Origin of the sequence: Nonomuraea cavernae, assembly GCF_014646355.1 — a bacterium.
Lineage (GTDB): Bacteria > Actinomycetota > Actinomycetes > Streptosporangiales > Streptosporangiaceae > Nonomuraea > Nonomuraea cavernae.
Genome location: NZ_BMNH01000022.1, coordinates 72,528 through 87,374, shown reverse-complemented (window position 1 = coordinate 87,374; position 14,847 = coordinate 72,528). Strand labels below are relative to the sequence as shown.

Below are 14,847 nucleotides of genomic sequence, written 5' to 3'. Positions count from 1 at the left end.
GACCATGCTCGGCTGGGAGGGCGGTCAGCGCGACAGGACCGCGTACTTGACGCTCATCACGCCCGCGCCCGTGTTGCCGATGGCGGCGAAGGCGGCCCGGGACAGGTCGAGGCAGCGGCCGCCGATGAACGGGCCGCGGTCGTTGATGCGGACCGTCACCGACTTGCCGTTGGCCGGGTTGGTGACGCGGACCCTGCTGCCGAACGGGAGGGTCTTGTGCGCCGCGGTCATCGCCGACGGATTGAAGCGTTCGCCGTTGGCCGTCATCTGGCCCTCGGCGTAGAAGGACGCGCCGCACCTACCGCTGGCGAGCACGCGGGAGGGCTTCGTCTTCGTCTTGGCAGCGGGCTTCTTGTCGGTCTTCGGCTGGGAGGTGGCGACCGGCTTGGCGGAAGGCGACTTGGTGGAAGGCGACTTGACGGTGACCGGCGTGCCGGACGGCGCGGGTGTGTTCGGCGTGGCCTTGGCGCCGGCCGGGGCGGAGGTCTCGCCGGTGGCCGGTCCTCCGACCGGCCCGGTGGGCGAAACGGTCGGCGAAAGCGCCGGTGACGCGCCGGGTGATCCGGCGGACGACCCCGACGGGGAGGGGCTCGGCTCGGGGGACAGGGCCGAGGCTCTCGGGTCGTCGTTGGCGACGGCGGCCCACGCGGTGGTGGAGGCGGCTGCGACGACGGCTGCTCCGGCCGCGACGGTGACCCAGCGGCGCCTGGCCGGAGAGGTCGTACGCCTCGGCGGGTTGGGGAGGGACGGCTTGTGCGAATGCTGGCCCAAGGTAAACCACAGTCCTAGCTAGGGGAAAGAACCGGGAAAGGCCAGACCGGGAAGGTGAGGGGGGGCGCACGCCGGCCGATCCCGTGTGCGGGGTGGGGTTCCCCGCGGACCTGGACGAACATATGCGACAAAGAGTGGGTAAAGGCAAGTTAATGCCTTAACCAGTGACATATCTCACTTTGGTTACAAGGTCATCTAGATATTGGATCAATATCCACACATCAGAGCATCAGAGATCGTACGGTCTCCATCGTGTCGGCGTCCTCGGCCCGCTTGTCAGGCCGATAGCGCAGGACGCGGGCGAACCGCAGGGCCATGCCCCCCGGATAGCGCGGTGAGCGCTGCACCCCGTCGAAGGCGATCTCGACCACCAGCTCCGGCCGCACCCTCACGGTCAGCTCGTCGGCCGGCCCCTCGGCCAACTCCAGGAAGCGCTCGGTCTGCCAGGCCAGCAGCTCGTCGGTCAGGCCCTTGAACGTCTTGCCGAGCATCACGAACCCGCCGCCCTCCGGGTCGCGAGCGCCGAGATGCAGGTTGGACAGCTTGCCCTGGCGACGCCCGTGCCCCCACTCGGCGGCCAGCACGACGAGATCGAGGGTGTGCCGGGGCTTCACCTTCACCCAGCCGGCGCCCCTGCGCCCGGCCGCGTAGGGAGAGGAGAGCGACTTGACCACCAGGCCCTCGTGCCCGGCCCTGACCACGTCGGTGAAGAACTTCTCCGCCTGCGCCACCTCGTCCGTGACCAGCCGTGGCGTGAGCAGGCCCGGCGGGACCGCACGGCCGAGCGCCTCCTGCCGATCGGAGTAGGGCAGGTCGAGCAGGTCGGCGCCGTCGACCCGCAGCAGGTCGAAGAAGAACACGCTCAGCGGCGTCTGCTCGCGCAGCCGTGCCACGTCGACCTTGCTGGAGGCGCGGCTCGCCGTCACCTGGAACGGGTGCGGGCGCCCGTCGGGACGCAGCGCGATCACCTCGCCGTCGAGCACGAGATCGTCGGACGGCAGCTCGAGAACGGCCTCGACCAGCTCGGGCAACCGGCCCGTGATGTCGTCGAGGGTGCGGGTGAACACCTTGACCTCGCCGCCGCTGCGATGGACCTGGACCCGGATGCCGTCGAGTTTCCACTCCAGCGACGCCGGCGCGCCCGCCTTGGCCAGGGCGGTCACGACGTTGGGCGCGCTGCCGGCGAGCATCGGCGACACCGCCCGCCCGACCTCCAGCCGGAACGCCCGCAACGCCGGCACCCCGCCCGTCAGCGCCGCCGCGCCGACCGCGGGCAGCCAGCCGCGCAGTGTCAGCGCCCGCCGCACGTCGGCGGACGGCGCTCCCGACGCCTTGGCGACCGCCTCGATCATCACCCCGTCGAGCGCGCCCTGCCGCAGCTCGCCGCCGAGCAGCCGCAGCATGAACGCCTGCTCCTGGCGGGTCAGCCCGGCGAACAGCCGGCTCACGAGCGCCTTGCGGGCCGCCTGCGAGCCCTGCCCGGAGACCGCCTTGATCGTGCTCAGCAGCTCGTCGACCTCGGTGAGCGTGGCGGTCGCGGCCAGCTTGGGCTGGGGGAGGTCCTGAAGGCTGCGCCAGCCGACGCCGATCTGGCGCTGCGGCAGCTCGCCGGACAGGTAGGCGATGGCGATCTCCGCCTCGCCGGCCCCGACCCGGCCGAGCAGCTCCGCCAGATGACCGATCTTGCCCAGGCGCGCGGAAGTCCGCGTCACCGCCTCGGAGACCCGGACCACGTCGATCAGTAGCACAAGCCCTATCGTGCCGCACCGCGCCGACACTTCCCACCGCGCGCGGTCAGCGTGCTGAACGGGTGGGCCCGCGGGCCCACCCGAACGTCAGCGAACCCCCAGCAGGTCGACCACGAAGATCAGGGTCTCGTTGGGCTTGATGCTGGCGCCGGCGCCGCGGCTGCCGTAGCCGAGATGCGGCGGGATGACGAGCTTGCGCCGGCCGCCCACCTTCATGCCCGCGACCCCCTGGTCCCAGCCCGCGATGACGCGCCCGCCGCCCAGCGGGAACTCGAACGCCTCGCCGCGGTTCCACGACGCGTCGAACTCCTCTCCGGACGAGAACGCCACGCCCACGTAGTGGACCTTGACGCTCTGGCCGGGCTTGGCCTCCGGGCCGTCGCCCTCGACGACGTCGACGATCTCCAGGTCGGTGGGCGGGTTGCCCTCCGGGAAGTCGATTTCCGGCTTCTCCAGTGCCACGAAGTGCTCCTGATGACGAGTGAATGGACCCGACGACTCTATGCCGTCGGGATATCGCCGACGTCCATGGCGTGGCCGTTTCCCCGATGGGATCGATCGCGCGTAGAGCCGCGCCGGCCCGTCCGGGAGCCGTGTCCGGACGGGCTGAGGGGGTCACCAGCTCTGGTGCAGGGGCATGCCCTCCGTATAGCCCGACGCGCTCTGGACGCCCACCACGGCGCGCTCGTGGAACTCCTCCAGGGTGGTGGCCCCGGCGTAGGTGCACGAGGAGCGGAGCCCGGCCACGATCGCGTCGATCTGGTCCTCGACGCTGGGCCGCAGCGGGTCGAGGTACATGCGCGACGTCGAGATGCCCTCCTCGAACAGCGCCTTCCTGGCCCGGTCGAAGGCGCTGTCGTCGGCCGTGCGCAGCCGGACGGCGCGCGCCGACGCCATGCCGAAGTTCTCCTTGTACTTGCGCCCGTTGGCGTCCGTGCGCGTGTCGCCGGGCGATTCGTAGGTGCCCGCGAACCAGGAGCCGATCATCACGTTGGCGGCGCCGGCCGCCAGGGCGAGGGCCACGTCGCGCGGGTGGCGCACGCCGCCGTCGGCCCACACGTGCCGGCCGAGCCGCCGGGCCTCGGCCGCGCACTCGAGCACCGCCGAGAACTGCGGCCGCCCGACACCGGTCATCATCCGCGTGGTGCACATGGCGCCCGGCCCGACGCCCACCTTGAGGATGTCGGCCCCGGCCTCGACCAGGTCGCGCACTCCCGAGGCCGTCACCACGTTGCCGGCGGCGACCGGCACGCCGGGGTCGAGCGCGCGCACGGCCTTCAGCGCGGAGATCATCTTCTCCTGGTGCCCGTGCGCGGTGTCCACGACCAGGCAGTCGATGCCGGCGTCGAGCAGCTCCTTGGCCTTGGCCGCGACGTCGCCGTTGACGCCCACGGCGGCGGCGACCCGCAGTCGGCCCGCGTCGTCGAGGGCGGGCTGGTAGAGCGTGGCGCGCAGCGCGCCCGTACGGGTCAGGATGCCCACCAGGCGGCCGTCCGCGTCGACGATCGGCGCCAGGCGGTGGCGGCCGTCGTGCAGCCGGTCGAACGCGGCGCGCGGCTCCAGCCCGGCCGGCAGCGTCAGCAGCTCGCTGGACATCACCTGCGAGAGCTGGGTGTACATGTCGATGCCCTGGCAGTCGGCCTCGGTCACCACGCCGACCGGCCGGTTGTCCCAGTCGACCACGATGACCGCGCCGTGGGCGCGCTTGGGCAGCAGTTGCAGCGCCTCGCCGACGGTGTCGTGCGGGGTCAGCGTGAGCGGCGTGTCATGGACGAGGTCACGTTTCTTCACCCAGTCGACGACGTCGGTCACGACGTCGATGGGGATGTCCTGCGGGATCACCGCGATGCCGCCGCGCCGGGCGATGGTCTCCGCCATCCGGCGGCCCGCGACGGCCGTCATGTTGGCCACGACGATCGGGATGGTGGTGCCGGTGCCGTCGTGCGTCGAGAGGTCGACCGCCAGCCGGGAACCGACCGAGGAACGCGACGGCACCATGAAGACGTCGCTGTAGGTCAGATCGTGGCGCGGCTCGAGGTCGTTAAGAAACTTCACGTTCGTCCATCCTATGCAGTGACTGCGTCAACAATGGTTTGCCCTGATTCCCGGGGGCTTATGATCGGCCGGGATACTCATGGGGGATGGAGGGGCTGTGGACATCACAGACCGCGAGGAGCTGACGGTGGTGGGCTTCGCCGTGCGCACCACCAACGCCGAGGAGATGGATCCCACGCGGGCGAGGCTGCCGGTGCTCTGGCAGCGGGCGGGAGCGCCGGGGGCCTTCGCGCACGTGCCCGGCCGGATCGATGAGCGGCTGTACGCCGTGCTCACCGACTACGAGAGCGACCATCACGGCGCCTACACGCAGGTCGTGGGCATCGGCGTGCGCACGGTGCCCAGGCTGCCCGAGGGCATGGTCGCGGTGCGGGTGCCGGCGGCCAGGACGCTGCGGATCGAGGCGCGCGGGCCGATGCCGCAGGCGGTCATGGAGGCGTGGCAGCAGGTGTGGAAGCACACCGAGGCCGGGGGCACGCCGTCGCGGGTGTTCACCACCGACCTGGAGGTGCACCACCCGGGCGGCGCCGACCTCTACGTCGCGGTCTAGGAACGTCGCGGTTCAGGAACGTCGCGGTCTAGGAACGTCGCGCACGTCCTGGCGGGCGAGCTCGCCGCGGCCGGCGGCGACCACGAGCGGGCCTTTCCTGCTTATGAGACCGAAATCGGCGACTATGTACGGCGCAGCCGCGTCTTCGCCGTCAAAGCGGCCAGGCGCCTGGTGCCTCGCAGCCGCCTCGACCTGTGGACGGTGACGGGGACCCTGCGCCTGATCGGTCACCTACCTCCCTCGCTCACCCGGGCCGCGAGCAAGCTGGGCGGCGACGCGAGATTGCACGACTCGATCGTGGTCAAGAACTACTCCGCCCACGAAAGGATCAGTCGCCAGACCCGCCGCTCATTCCGGGCGGTTGGCTCGCAGCTCGATCGGGAACGACGTGATTCCCCGCACGAACGCGTTGGGCAGCATGCGCGGGCCGGCCGGGTCCGCCCAGGCGGCGGAGCCCACGCGGGCCACCCACTCCTCGAAGAAGATCCGCAGCTCCAGCCGGGCCAGCGCGGCGCCCAGGCAGAAGTGGGTGCCGAAGCCGAAGGCGATGTGACCGCCGGGCCTTCGCGTCACGTCGAAGCGGCCTGGGTCGTCGAACACCTCCGGGTCCCGGTTCGCGGAGCCGTACATGAGCAGGACCTGCTGCCCCTGGCGGATGTGCCGTCCGTGCAGCTCGGTGTCGCGGGTGGCGGCCCGGCACATGTTCAGGACCGGCGTGGTCCAGCGGATGAACTCCTCCACGGCGTTCTCGATCAGCGACGGGTCGCGGCGCAGCAGGTCCCACTGGCCGGGGTGGCGGATCAGCGCGGCGATCGTGGTGGCGATGACCGTGCGGGTGGTCTCGGCGCCGCCGTCGAGCAGCAGCAGCGCGTCGCCGGCCAGGCGTTCGTCGTCGTAGCCGGGGTCGGCCGACCAGAGCGACACGAGGTCGTCGCGCGGGCAGGAGCGGCGCTCGGCGGCCAAGGCCAGCACGGCCTCGCCGTACTCGCCGGCGGCCACGGCGGCGTCGTGGGTGACGTACCGCAGGCCGCCGCCCGCCGGGATCGTCGTCTCCGACCAGTGCACGAGCCTCGGCCAGTCCTCGTCGGCGAAGCCGAGCAGCCACCCGATCATGCGCGCGGGCAGCGGCGCGGCCAGCGCGGGCACCACGTCCACGGTGCCCGCCGCCAGGGCCCGCTCGATCAGCTCGACCACCACCTCCCGGATCCGGCCGGCGTAGCGCTCGTGCACGTGGCGCGGCGTGAACCGGCGGTAGACCAGCCGCCGGCGCTCGGCGTGCTCGGGGTCGTCCACGCCGATCATCGACGGGTCGGAGGGCAGTTGGGGGCGGTAGCCGCCGGTGCTGGTCCACAGCTTCGCGTCCCGCTCGATGGCCGTGATGTCGGCGTGGCGGGAGATGCCCCACAGCCCGTTGGCCGCGTCGAAGTGAACGGGCGAGTGCTCCCGGAGCCGGGCGTAGACGGGGTCCGGGTCACCGGCGTAGAGGTCGCCGTCGAGCAGGTCGAGTAAGTCGAGGTCCATGTCAGGCGAGCACCCCTTGGGATCGGAGTTTCGCGGCCACGTCGGCCGGCAGGCCCCAGGCCGACAGGTCGTCGAGCCGGGTCGCGGGGGACAGGTCGGGGTCGGGCGTGCCGAGCAGTCGCGGCGCGGGCATCGGCTGGGTGAGGCCGCCGACCTCGGTGAAGGCGCCGCGGGCCACGTTGTGCGGGTGGGTGGTCGCCTCCGGCATCGACAGCACGGGCGAGACGCACGCGTCGGAGCCCTCGAACACGGCCTCCCACTCGGCCCGTGTCCTGGACCTGAACTCCTCGGCCAGGCGGGCCTTCAGGGCGGGCCACTGGCTCCGGTCGTCACGGTCCGGCAGGTCCGTCAGGCCCATCAGCGTCACCATCGTGTTCCAGAACTGCGGCTCCAGCGAGCCGACGGCGAGGAACCCCCCGTCGGCGGTCTCGTACGTGTCGTACATGGGGGCGCCGGTGTCGAGCAGGTTGGTGCCGCGCGGGCCCCAGTAGCCGGACTGCACGCCGTGGTAGAACATCGAGAACAGCAGCGCGGCCCCGTCGACCATGGCGGCGTCGATGACCCGGCCCTTGCCGGTGCGCTCGCGCTCCAGCAGGGCGAGCAGCACGCCGTAGGCGAGCATGAGACCGCCGCCGGCGAAGTCGCCGATGATGTTGATCGGCGGGGTGGGCTTCTCGTCCTCGCGGCCGAGCATCGACAGCACACCCGAGATGGCGATGTAGTCGATGTCGTGCCCGGCGGTCGGGGCCAGCGGGCCGTCCTGTCCCCATCCGGTCATCCGGCCGTAGACGAGCCGCTCGTTCACCGCGTGCAGGTCCTCGGGCCCGATGCCGAGCCGTTCGGCGACGCCGGGGCGGAAGACCTCGATCACCACGTCAGCGTTCGCCACCAGGTCCTTGAAGGCCGCCACGCCCTCGGGTGACTTCAGGTCTAGCCCGATCGTGCGCTTGCCGCGGTCCATGACGTCCGTACGCGGCCGGTCGGTGACGGCGGACACGCGATCGACCCGCAGCACCTCGGCGCCGTGGTCGGCCAGCATCATCCCGGCGAACGGGCCGGGGGCCAGCCCGGCGAGCTCCAGAACGCGCACTCCGGCCAGCGGCCCCTGGCGGGCTTCAGACATCTGTGACTCCTCGACTCGGACGTTCAACCAGCCTCAGTAGAACAACATTCGGTGAGCTGTGGCAAGCAGCGTCTCCGACCTTCCCGCGAAGCGGGGAGAGGTATGGGAAACTTGCCCACTGATCGGGTGGTCTACAGGGGTAGGACATGGTTTCGGATAGTACGCCGCTGATCGCCAGGCGCTACCAGTTACTGCGCGAGCTGGGCCGCGGCGGCATGGGGGTGGTCTGGGAAGGCCGCGACACGCTGCTCAACCGGCAGATCGCGGTCAAGGAGGTGCTCCTCCCGGAGGGGCTGCCGCGCGCCGACCAGGAGCGCCAGCTGCTCCGTACGGCCCGCGAGGCCCGGACGGCGGCCCGGCTGAACCACCCGTCGGTCGTCGCGATCTACGACGTCGTGGAGGAGGACGGCCGCCCCTGGATCATCATGGAGCTGGTCCGCCACCCCTCTGTCGAGGAGGTCGTCGCCACGAGCGGAGCCCTGCCCGTACGGCAGGCGGCCGACGTGGGCAGGCAGGTGCTGTCCGCGCTGTGCGCCGCCCACGAGGCCGGCATCCTGCACCGCGACGTCAAGCCGAGCAACATCCTGCTCGCCGACGACGGCAGGGCCGTGCTCACCGACTTCGGCATCGCCACGGCCGAGGGCGACGCCTCGCTCACCCAGACCGGCATGGTCACCGGGTCGCCGAGCTTCCTGGCCCCCGAACGGGTCCGCGCCGCCGAGGCGGGCCCGGCCTCCGACCTGTGGTCGCTGGGCGCCACGCTCTACGCCACCCTCGTGGGCCGCTCGCCCTTCGAACGAGGCGAGCCCATGGCCACCCTCAACGCGCTGCTCAACGACGAGCCCGACTACCGTCGGATCCCCCCGATCATGCACCCGATCCTGAAGGGCCTGCTGCGCAAGGAGCCGGAGGACCGGGTGAGCGCCGAGGAGGCCGACCGGCTGCTCGCCGAGATCGCCGCCAGCAGGCCCGCCGGCGCCGACCGCGATGTGGAGGAGGCCGGCCCGCGGCGGGCCGGCCGGGCCCTCCTCGCGGTCGCGCTGACGGCCGTGCTCCTGGTCGCCGGCGGCGCCGTCGTCTACCTCCAGACCGCCACGCCCGCCGAGGGCACCCCGCGCCTCGCCGGGCGCGCCGCGACCAGCCCGCTGCCCGCCACCCCGCGGACCACCACGCCCACCCCCACCGCGACGCCCACGCCCAGCGCGACGCCGACACCGACGCCGTCCAGGTTCGTGCCGGCCGTGCGTGCCTGGAACTCGCCCGACGGCTGGTCGATCGTGCGCCCCACCGGCTGGCGGGGCGCACGCGCGGAGGCCTACACCGAGTGGACGCGCCGCAACGGGACCGCGCACCTGGGCGTCGAGGCCATCTACGCCAACGTCGACGCCTACCAGATCATCAGGGACGCCGAGGAGGTGCTCCGGGAGAACACCACCGACCTGGAGGTCCTGGGCCGCAGGGTGGTCGCCCACCGTGGCACGCGGGCGGTGGAATGGGAGTTCGCCTACACGGCCGGCGCGCAGGGGAGCGCGCCGTGGGCCACCCCGGGCGCGCGCTACCGCGAGGTACGGCGCGCCCTCGTGGCCGGCGACACGGCGTACATGCTCAGCTGGACGGTCGCCGAGGCCCACTGGAACCGCGAGACCCGGCTGATGCGGCAGGTGATCGGCAGCTTTACGGTGGGCGGATGACACCCTGGAACCTCCTTGCCCTCCCGCCCCTTCCCGAGGAGGTGCTGCGCAGCCTGCTCGCCCCGCTGGGCGACCGGGTGGACGTGCGGGTGCCCGCCGCCCGCGAGCGGGCCGCGCTGCTCGACGCCCTGCCCGACGCGGAGATCGTGCTGGGCGACTGGACGGGCCTGCTCGCGCTCGACGCCGAGGCGGTCGCGGCCGCGCCCCGGCTGGCCTTCGTCCAGCAGCCGTCGGTCGGTGTCGACGGCCACGACCTGACCGCGCTGACCGCCGCCGGGGTCCCGCTGGCCAACACCGCGGGCGTCAGCGCCGTCGCGGTGTCGGAGTGGTGCGTGGCCGCCGCGCTGTCGCTGACCCGCCGGCTCGCCGCCGCCGACGCCGCGGTCCGCGCGGGGGAGTGGCCGCAGCAGGGGCTCCAGCCGCGCGAGCTGCACGGGCAGCGGGTGGGCATCGTCGGGTTCGGGCCGATCGGCGTCTCCTGCGCCCGGCTGTTCCGCGCGTTCGGCTGCCAGGTGTCCTACTGGACGCGCACCCCCCGCGACGAGCCCGGCCACACCGATCTGGAGACGCTCGTGGCGACCTCCGACGTGCTGGTCGTGGTGATCGCGCTGAGCGACGAGACGCGCGGTCTGATCGACCCGGCCCGGATGAAGCCGGGCGCGCTGCTGGTCAACGCCGCGCGGGGCGGCGTGGTGGACCAGGCCGCGCTGGTCGCCGCGCTGCGTGCGGGCCGGCTCGGCGGCGCGGCGCTCGACGTGTTCGAGACCGAGCCGCTGCCGGCCGGCGACCCGTTGCGCGAGGTGGCCGGGGTGCTGCTGTCGCCGCACGCCGCCGGGGTGACGCCGGAGTCCACCGGACGCCTGCTGGCGGCCACGCTGGACAACCTCGGCGCCGCTCTGGACGGTCGTGAGGTGGCCAACGTGCTGAACTCCGTCTCACCCGTCGTGCGCCGGAAACCCGCCGATTCGGCTCCTTCGTAACGGTCCCACCGCGAACCGCGAAGTTTTCGTGTCTTTAACGACCCCGCTCTGTTCGATGTCAGCCCCGGGAGATACGTTTCTACGGACGATCTCTACCAGCTCAAAGGGGGTGCCGCAGGTGACGACGACGATGTCGACACACCGACGGGCAGTAGAGGAGATCCGGCGGTCCTACGCGGAGATCCCCGGCGATGCCGCGCCTCGGCTGGCCAAGGCCACGTCCAACCTCTTCAGGTTCCGTGACCAGGGCAAGACGGCCAAGCTGTCGGCGCGCGACCTCGCCGAGGTGATCAGCGTCGACCCCGTCGCCATGACCGCCGAGGTCCAGGGGATGACCACCTACGAGCACCTGGTGGACGCCACCCTGCCGCACGGGCTCATGCCGTACGTCGTCCCACAGCTCAAGACCATCACGCTGGGCGGGGCCGTGACCGGGCTCGGCATCGAGTCGACCAGCTTCCGCGACGGCCTGCCGCACGAGTCGGTCGAGGAGCTCGAGATCCTCACCGGCGACGGCCGCGTCATCGTGGCCCGCGACGACAACGAGCACCGCGACCTGTTCCGGGCGTTCCCCAACTCCTACGGCACGCTCGGCTACGCGCTGCGCATCAGGATCAAGCTCAGACAGGTCCAGCCGTACGTCCGGCTCACCCACGTGAAGTTCACCGACGCCGACAAGTGCATGCTGGCCATGCAGGAGATCTGCGACGGCATGGAGCACGACGGCGAGCCGGTCGACTTCGTCGACGGCGTCTACTTCGGCCCGCAGGAGATGTACATCACGGTCGGCCGTTTCGCCGAGCGCGCTCCCTACGTCTCCGACTACACCGGCATGCGGATCTACTACCAGTCGATCACCCAGCGCAACCGCGACTGGCTGACGGTCCGCGACTACCTGTGGCGCTGGGACACCGACTGGTTCTGGTGCTCGCGCGCCTTCGGCGTGCAGCAGCCGGTGGTGCGTTCGCTGATGCCGCGCCGCTGGATGCGGTCCGACGTCTACCGCAAGCTCGTCTCGCTCGACCGTAAGTACGGCCTGACCGCCCGGATCGACCGGTGGCGCGGTCAGCCCGTGCAGGAGTCGGTCATCCAGGACGTCGAGACGCCGGTCGAGAGAGGGGCCGAGTTCCTCGAATTCTTCCATGACAAGGTCGGCATGACGCCGGTGTGGATGTGCCCGCTGCGGTCCTCCTCGCGCTGGCCGCTCTATCCACTGGAACCGGGCAAGCTGTACGTGAACTTCGGCTTCTGGGGCATGGTGCCGTTGCCACGGGGACAGTTCGACGGCTACTACAACCGGCTCATCGAGAACTCTGTGCACGCGCTCGACGGGCACAAGTCCCTCTACTCGACCTCCTTCTACGCCCGTGAGCAGTTCTGGCGGCTCTACAACGGCGATGCCTACTGGCCGGTCAAGCGGGAATACGACCCGAGCGGTCGCCTGCTGGACCTGTACGACAAGTGTGTGCGGGGAAGGTGACAGATGGCACTGGCATCCATCTTTGAGAAGATCGTCGGCCCTGAGGCGAACATCGCGTTCATGGCATACGACGGCAGCAAGGCAGGTCCCGACGGGGCGGACGTCTGCCTGGAAGTGAAGTCTCCGATCGCGGTGGCCTATCTCGCGCAGGCGCCCGGTGAGCTCGGTCTCGCCAGGGCCTACGTGTCGGGTCACATCGACATCCACGGCGACATGTACACCCTGCTCGACCGCATGTGGAACATCACCACCAACGACCTCTCCACGGCCGAGAAACTCGCCGCGGTCCGCTCGCTCGGGATGAAGCCACTGCTCATGCGGGTGCCGCCGCCTCCGCAGGAGATGCGGCAGAGCATGCTGGCCCGGATGGGCTCGCGGCACGCCAAGCAGCGTGACGCCGAGGTCATCCACCACCACTACGACGTGTCCAACCGCTTCTACGCGTGGGTGCTCGGCCCGTCCATGGCCTACACCTGCGCGGTCTTCCCGTCCGAGGACGCCTCCCTTGAGGAGGCCCAGTTCGCCAAGTTCGACCTGGTGGCCCGCAAGCTGGGCCTGAAACCGGGGATGCGGCTGCTCGACGTGGGCTGCGGCTGGGGCGGCATGGCGCTGCACGCGGCCGAGCACTACGGCGTCCAGGTCCTCGGGGTCACGCTCAGCAGGCAGCAGGCCGAGTGGGCGCAGAAGGCCATCGCCGAGGCGGGGCTGCAGGACCTCGCCGAGGTCCGGTTCATGGACTACCGCGACGTCACCGAGACCGGTTTCGACGCGGTGAGCTCCATCGGCCTGACCGAGCACATCGGCGCGGCCAACCTGTCGTCCTACTTCGCGTTCCTGTACGGCAAGCTCAAGCCGGGCGGCCGGCTGCTCAACCACTGCATCACCCGGCCGACCGGCACGGAGAAGACGTTCAACAAGGGCGGTTTCATCAACCGCTACGTCTTCCCCGACGGGGAGCTGGAGTCGGTGGGCCACCTGATCAGGCAGATGGAGGACCTCGGCTTCGAGATCCGCCACGAGGAGAACCTCCGCGAGCACTACGCCGAGACGCTCCGCCACTGGTGCGCCAACCTCGACGCCACCTGGGAGGACGCGGTGCAGGAGGTCGGCATGGGCACCGCCCGGGTGTGGGCGCTGTACATGGCGGGCTGCATCGTCGGCTTCGAGCGCAACAAGGTGCAGCTGCACCAGGTCCTCGGCGTCAAGCTGGACGACGCGGGCCACTCGGGTGTCCCGCTGCGCCCGTCGCGCGACTGGCCCTGACGGTCACGGGTGAGGGGTCTCGCGGCCCCTCACCCGTGACGGCGGGTCAGCGAAGCTCGCGCTTGAGGATCTTGCCCGTGGCGGTCATGGGCAGGGCGTCGCGGAACTCCACGACGCGCGGATACTTGTAGGCCGCCATGTTCTCCCGGGCCCAGCCGATCAGCTCCTGCTCGGTGAGCGTCGCGCCCGGCGTGCGGATGACGTACGCCTTGATCTCCTCGCCGTGGGAGTCGTGCGACACGCCGACGACCGCGGCGAGCGAGACCGCCTCGTGCGTCATCAGCACCTCCTCGATCTCCCGCGGGTACACGTTGAACCCGCCGCGAATGATCATGTCCTTGGCCCGGTCGACGATCGCGTAGTAGCCGTCCTCGTCGCGGGTGGCGATGTCGCCGGTGCGGAACCAGCCGTCGCGCATGACCTCGGCCGTGGCCTCCGGCCGCCCGTAGTAGCCCTTCATGACGTTGTGGCCGCGGACCGCGATCTCGCCGGGCCCCTCGCCGTCGATCGTCTTCCAGTCACTGTCGATCAGCTTCATCTCCACGCCCCAGATGGGGGTGCCGATCGTGCCGGGCTTGGTGGGCCGGCCGAGCTGGTTGAAGCTGGCCACGGGAGAGGTCTCCGACAGGCCGTAGCCCTCGAGGATGCCGATGCCGAACGTCTCCTCGAAGTCCCGCAGCACCTCGACCGGCGACGAGGCGCCGCCCGCGACCGCGACCCGCAGGGAGCGCGGCACCTCCGCGCCCTCCGCGTGGATCTTCGTCAGCATGGCCCAGTACATCGTCGGCACCCCGGCGAACAGGGTGACGCCCTCCTTGCGCATCAGCTCCAGAGCCTCGCCCGGCTCGAAGCGCGGCATCAGCACCAGGGTGGAGCACCGGCGGAAGCCGCTGTTCATGACGGTGGTCTGCCCGAAGGAGTGGAACAGCGGCAGCACCGCCAGCGACACGTCGCCGCCCTCGGCCCTGGGGAACATCTCGTCCGAGACCACGGCGTTCATCAGCATGTTCTGGTGGCTCAGCTCGGCGCCCTTGGGCTGGCCGGTGGTGCCGGAGGTGTAGAGGATCACCGCGGTGTCGTCGGGGTCGGTCTGCACGGTCTCGAACTCCGCCGGCATCCCGTCGATCGCCGCCCAGAACGACTCGCCGTACTCGGACTCGGTGGCCAGCGGGGTGGCCGGCAGCACGAAGAAGTGCTCGCAGCCCTCGGCGGCCTCGAAGCCGGCCCTGCCGCGCTCGCCGAGCGGCAGCTCGGGCGTGCCCTCGAAGCAGAAGAGCGCCTTGGCGTCGCTGTCGTCCAGGTGGTAGGCGATCTCACGGCCCTGCAACAGCACGTTCAGCGGCACCACGGTCGCCCCGGCCTTCAGGATGCCGAAGTAGACGAACGGGAAGTACGGCACATTGGGACAGGCCAGCGCCACCTTGTCGCCCTTGCCGACGCCGCGCGAGACCAGCAGGGCGGCGACCTGCCGCGCCACAGTGTCGATCATGGAGTACGGCAGGCGCAGGTCGCCGAAGACGACCGCGGTCCTGTCGGGGGCCTTGCGGGCGCTGTCCTCCAGGACGATCGACAGGTTGAGCATGGTGCGTTCTCCCTTTCCGTGGCAATCCTCGCAGTATGAACATACCGGCCGGTAGGTGACGCCAGCCACAACGAGATATGGAC

12 protein-coding genes are annotated in these 14,847 nt (G+C 71.0%); 5 read left to right on the top strand and 7 right to left on the bottom strand.

Translation table 11 applies throughout. The features are described 5' to 3' along the window. Positions 1-24: 24 nt before the first annotated feature. The 4 genes from IEY82_RS28200 to IEY82_RS28185 form a co-directional block, all read right to left on the bottom strand. Entirely contained in the window at positions 25-771 is a 747-nt protein-coding gene (locus tag IEY82_RS28200; protein ID WP_189127265.1) for a septal ring lytic transglycosylase RlpA family protein, read from the bottom strand. A 221-nt stretch (positions 772-992) separates the two neighbouring features. Then, on the bottom strand, positions 993-2,519 hold the full coding sequence (locus tag IEY82_RS28195) for an ATP-dependent DNA ligase (RefSeq protein WP_189127264.1): 1,527 nt from the start codon (positions 2,517-2,519) through the stop codon (positions 993-995). Between the two features lie 87 nt (positions 2,520-2,606). Next, the gene (locus IEY82_RS28190) at positions 2,607-2,981 is read right to left on the bottom strand and encodes an FKBP-type peptidyl-prolyl cis-trans isomerase (RefSeq protein WP_189127263.1); all 375 of its coding nucleotides are present in this window, start codon (positions 2,979-2,981) and stop codon (positions 2,607-2,609) included. 153 nt (positions 2,982-3,134) lie between these two features. Then, entirely contained in the window at positions 3,135-4,574 is a 1,440-nt protein-coding gene (locus IEY82_RS28185; RefSeq protein ID WP_189127262.1) for a GuaB1 family IMP dehydrogenase-related protein, read from the bottom strand. Positions 4,575-4,671: 97 nt separating this feature from the next. Between IEY82_RS28185 and IEY82_RS28180 the strand changes: the two genes are divergently transcribed. Beyond that, positions 4,672-5,124: a GyrI-like domain-containing protein gene (locus IEY82_RS28180; RefSeq protein WP_189127261.1), complete on the top strand. Its 453-nt coding sequence runs from the start codon at positions 4,672-4,674 to the stop codon at positions 5,122-5,124. 348 nt (positions 5,125-5,472) lie between these two features. On the opposite strand, the gene IEY82_RS28175 is transcribed toward IEY82_RS28180, so the two are convergent. Both IEY82_RS28175 and IEY82_RS28170 read right to left on the bottom strand, forming a co-directional pair. Then, on the bottom strand, positions 5,473-6,645 hold the full coding sequence (locus tag IEY82_RS28175; protein WP_189127260.1) for a cytochrome P450: 1,173 nt from the start codon (positions 6,643-6,645) through the stop codon (positions 5,473-5,475). A 1-nt stretch (position 6,646) separates the two neighbouring features. Then, the gene (locus tag IEY82_RS28170; RefSeq protein ID WP_189127259.1) at positions 6,647-7,768 is read right to left on the bottom strand and encodes a CaiB/BaiF CoA transferase family protein; all 1,122 of its coding nucleotides are present in this window, start codon (positions 7,766-7,768) and stop codon (positions 6,647-6,649) included. A 146-nt stretch (positions 7,769-7,914) separates the two neighbouring features. Here IEY82_RS28170 and IEY82_RS39460 point away from each other — a divergent pair, with 146 nt between their 5' ends. From IEY82_RS39460 to IEY82_RS28150, 4 genes are all read left to right on the top strand, one after another. After that, the gene (locus tag IEY82_RS39460) at positions 7,915-9,459 is read left to right on the top strand and encodes a serine/threonine-protein kinase (RefSeq protein WP_225263934.1); all 1,545 of its coding nucleotides are present in this window, start codon (positions 7,915-7,917) and stop codon (positions 9,457-9,459) included. Continuing rightward, positions 9,456-10,439: an NAD(P)-dependent oxidoreductase gene (locus IEY82_RS28160; protein WP_189127258.1), complete on the top strand. Its 984-nt coding sequence runs from the start codon at positions 9,456-9,458 to the stop codon at positions 10,437-10,439. The genes IEY82_RS39460 and IEY82_RS28160 overlap by 4 nt, the downstream gene beginning before the upstream one ends. Before the next feature lie 130 nt (positions 10,440-10,569). Then, the gene (locus IEY82_RS28155; protein ID WP_189127257.1) at positions 10,570-11,919 is read left to right on the top strand and encodes an FAD-binding oxidoreductase; all 1,350 of its coding nucleotides are present in this window, start codon (positions 10,570-10,572) and stop codon (positions 11,917-11,919) included. Between the two features lie 3 nt (positions 11,920-11,922). Continuing rightward, positions 11,923-13,182: an SAM-dependent methyltransferase gene (locus IEY82_RS28150; protein ID WP_189127256.1), complete on the top strand. Its 1,260-nt coding sequence runs from the start codon at positions 11,923-11,925 to the stop codon at positions 13,180-13,182. A gap of 46 nt (positions 13,183-13,228) precedes the next feature. Here IEY82_RS28150 and IEY82_RS28145 read toward each other — a convergent pair whose 3' ends face one another. Next, on the bottom strand, positions 13,229-14,764 hold the full coding sequence (locus IEY82_RS28145; RefSeq protein ID WP_189127255.1) for a long-chain-fatty-acid--CoA ligase: 1,536 nt from the start codon (positions 14,762-14,764) through the stop codon (positions 13,229-13,231). Between the last annotated feature and the right edge of the window lie 83 nt (positions 14,765-14,847).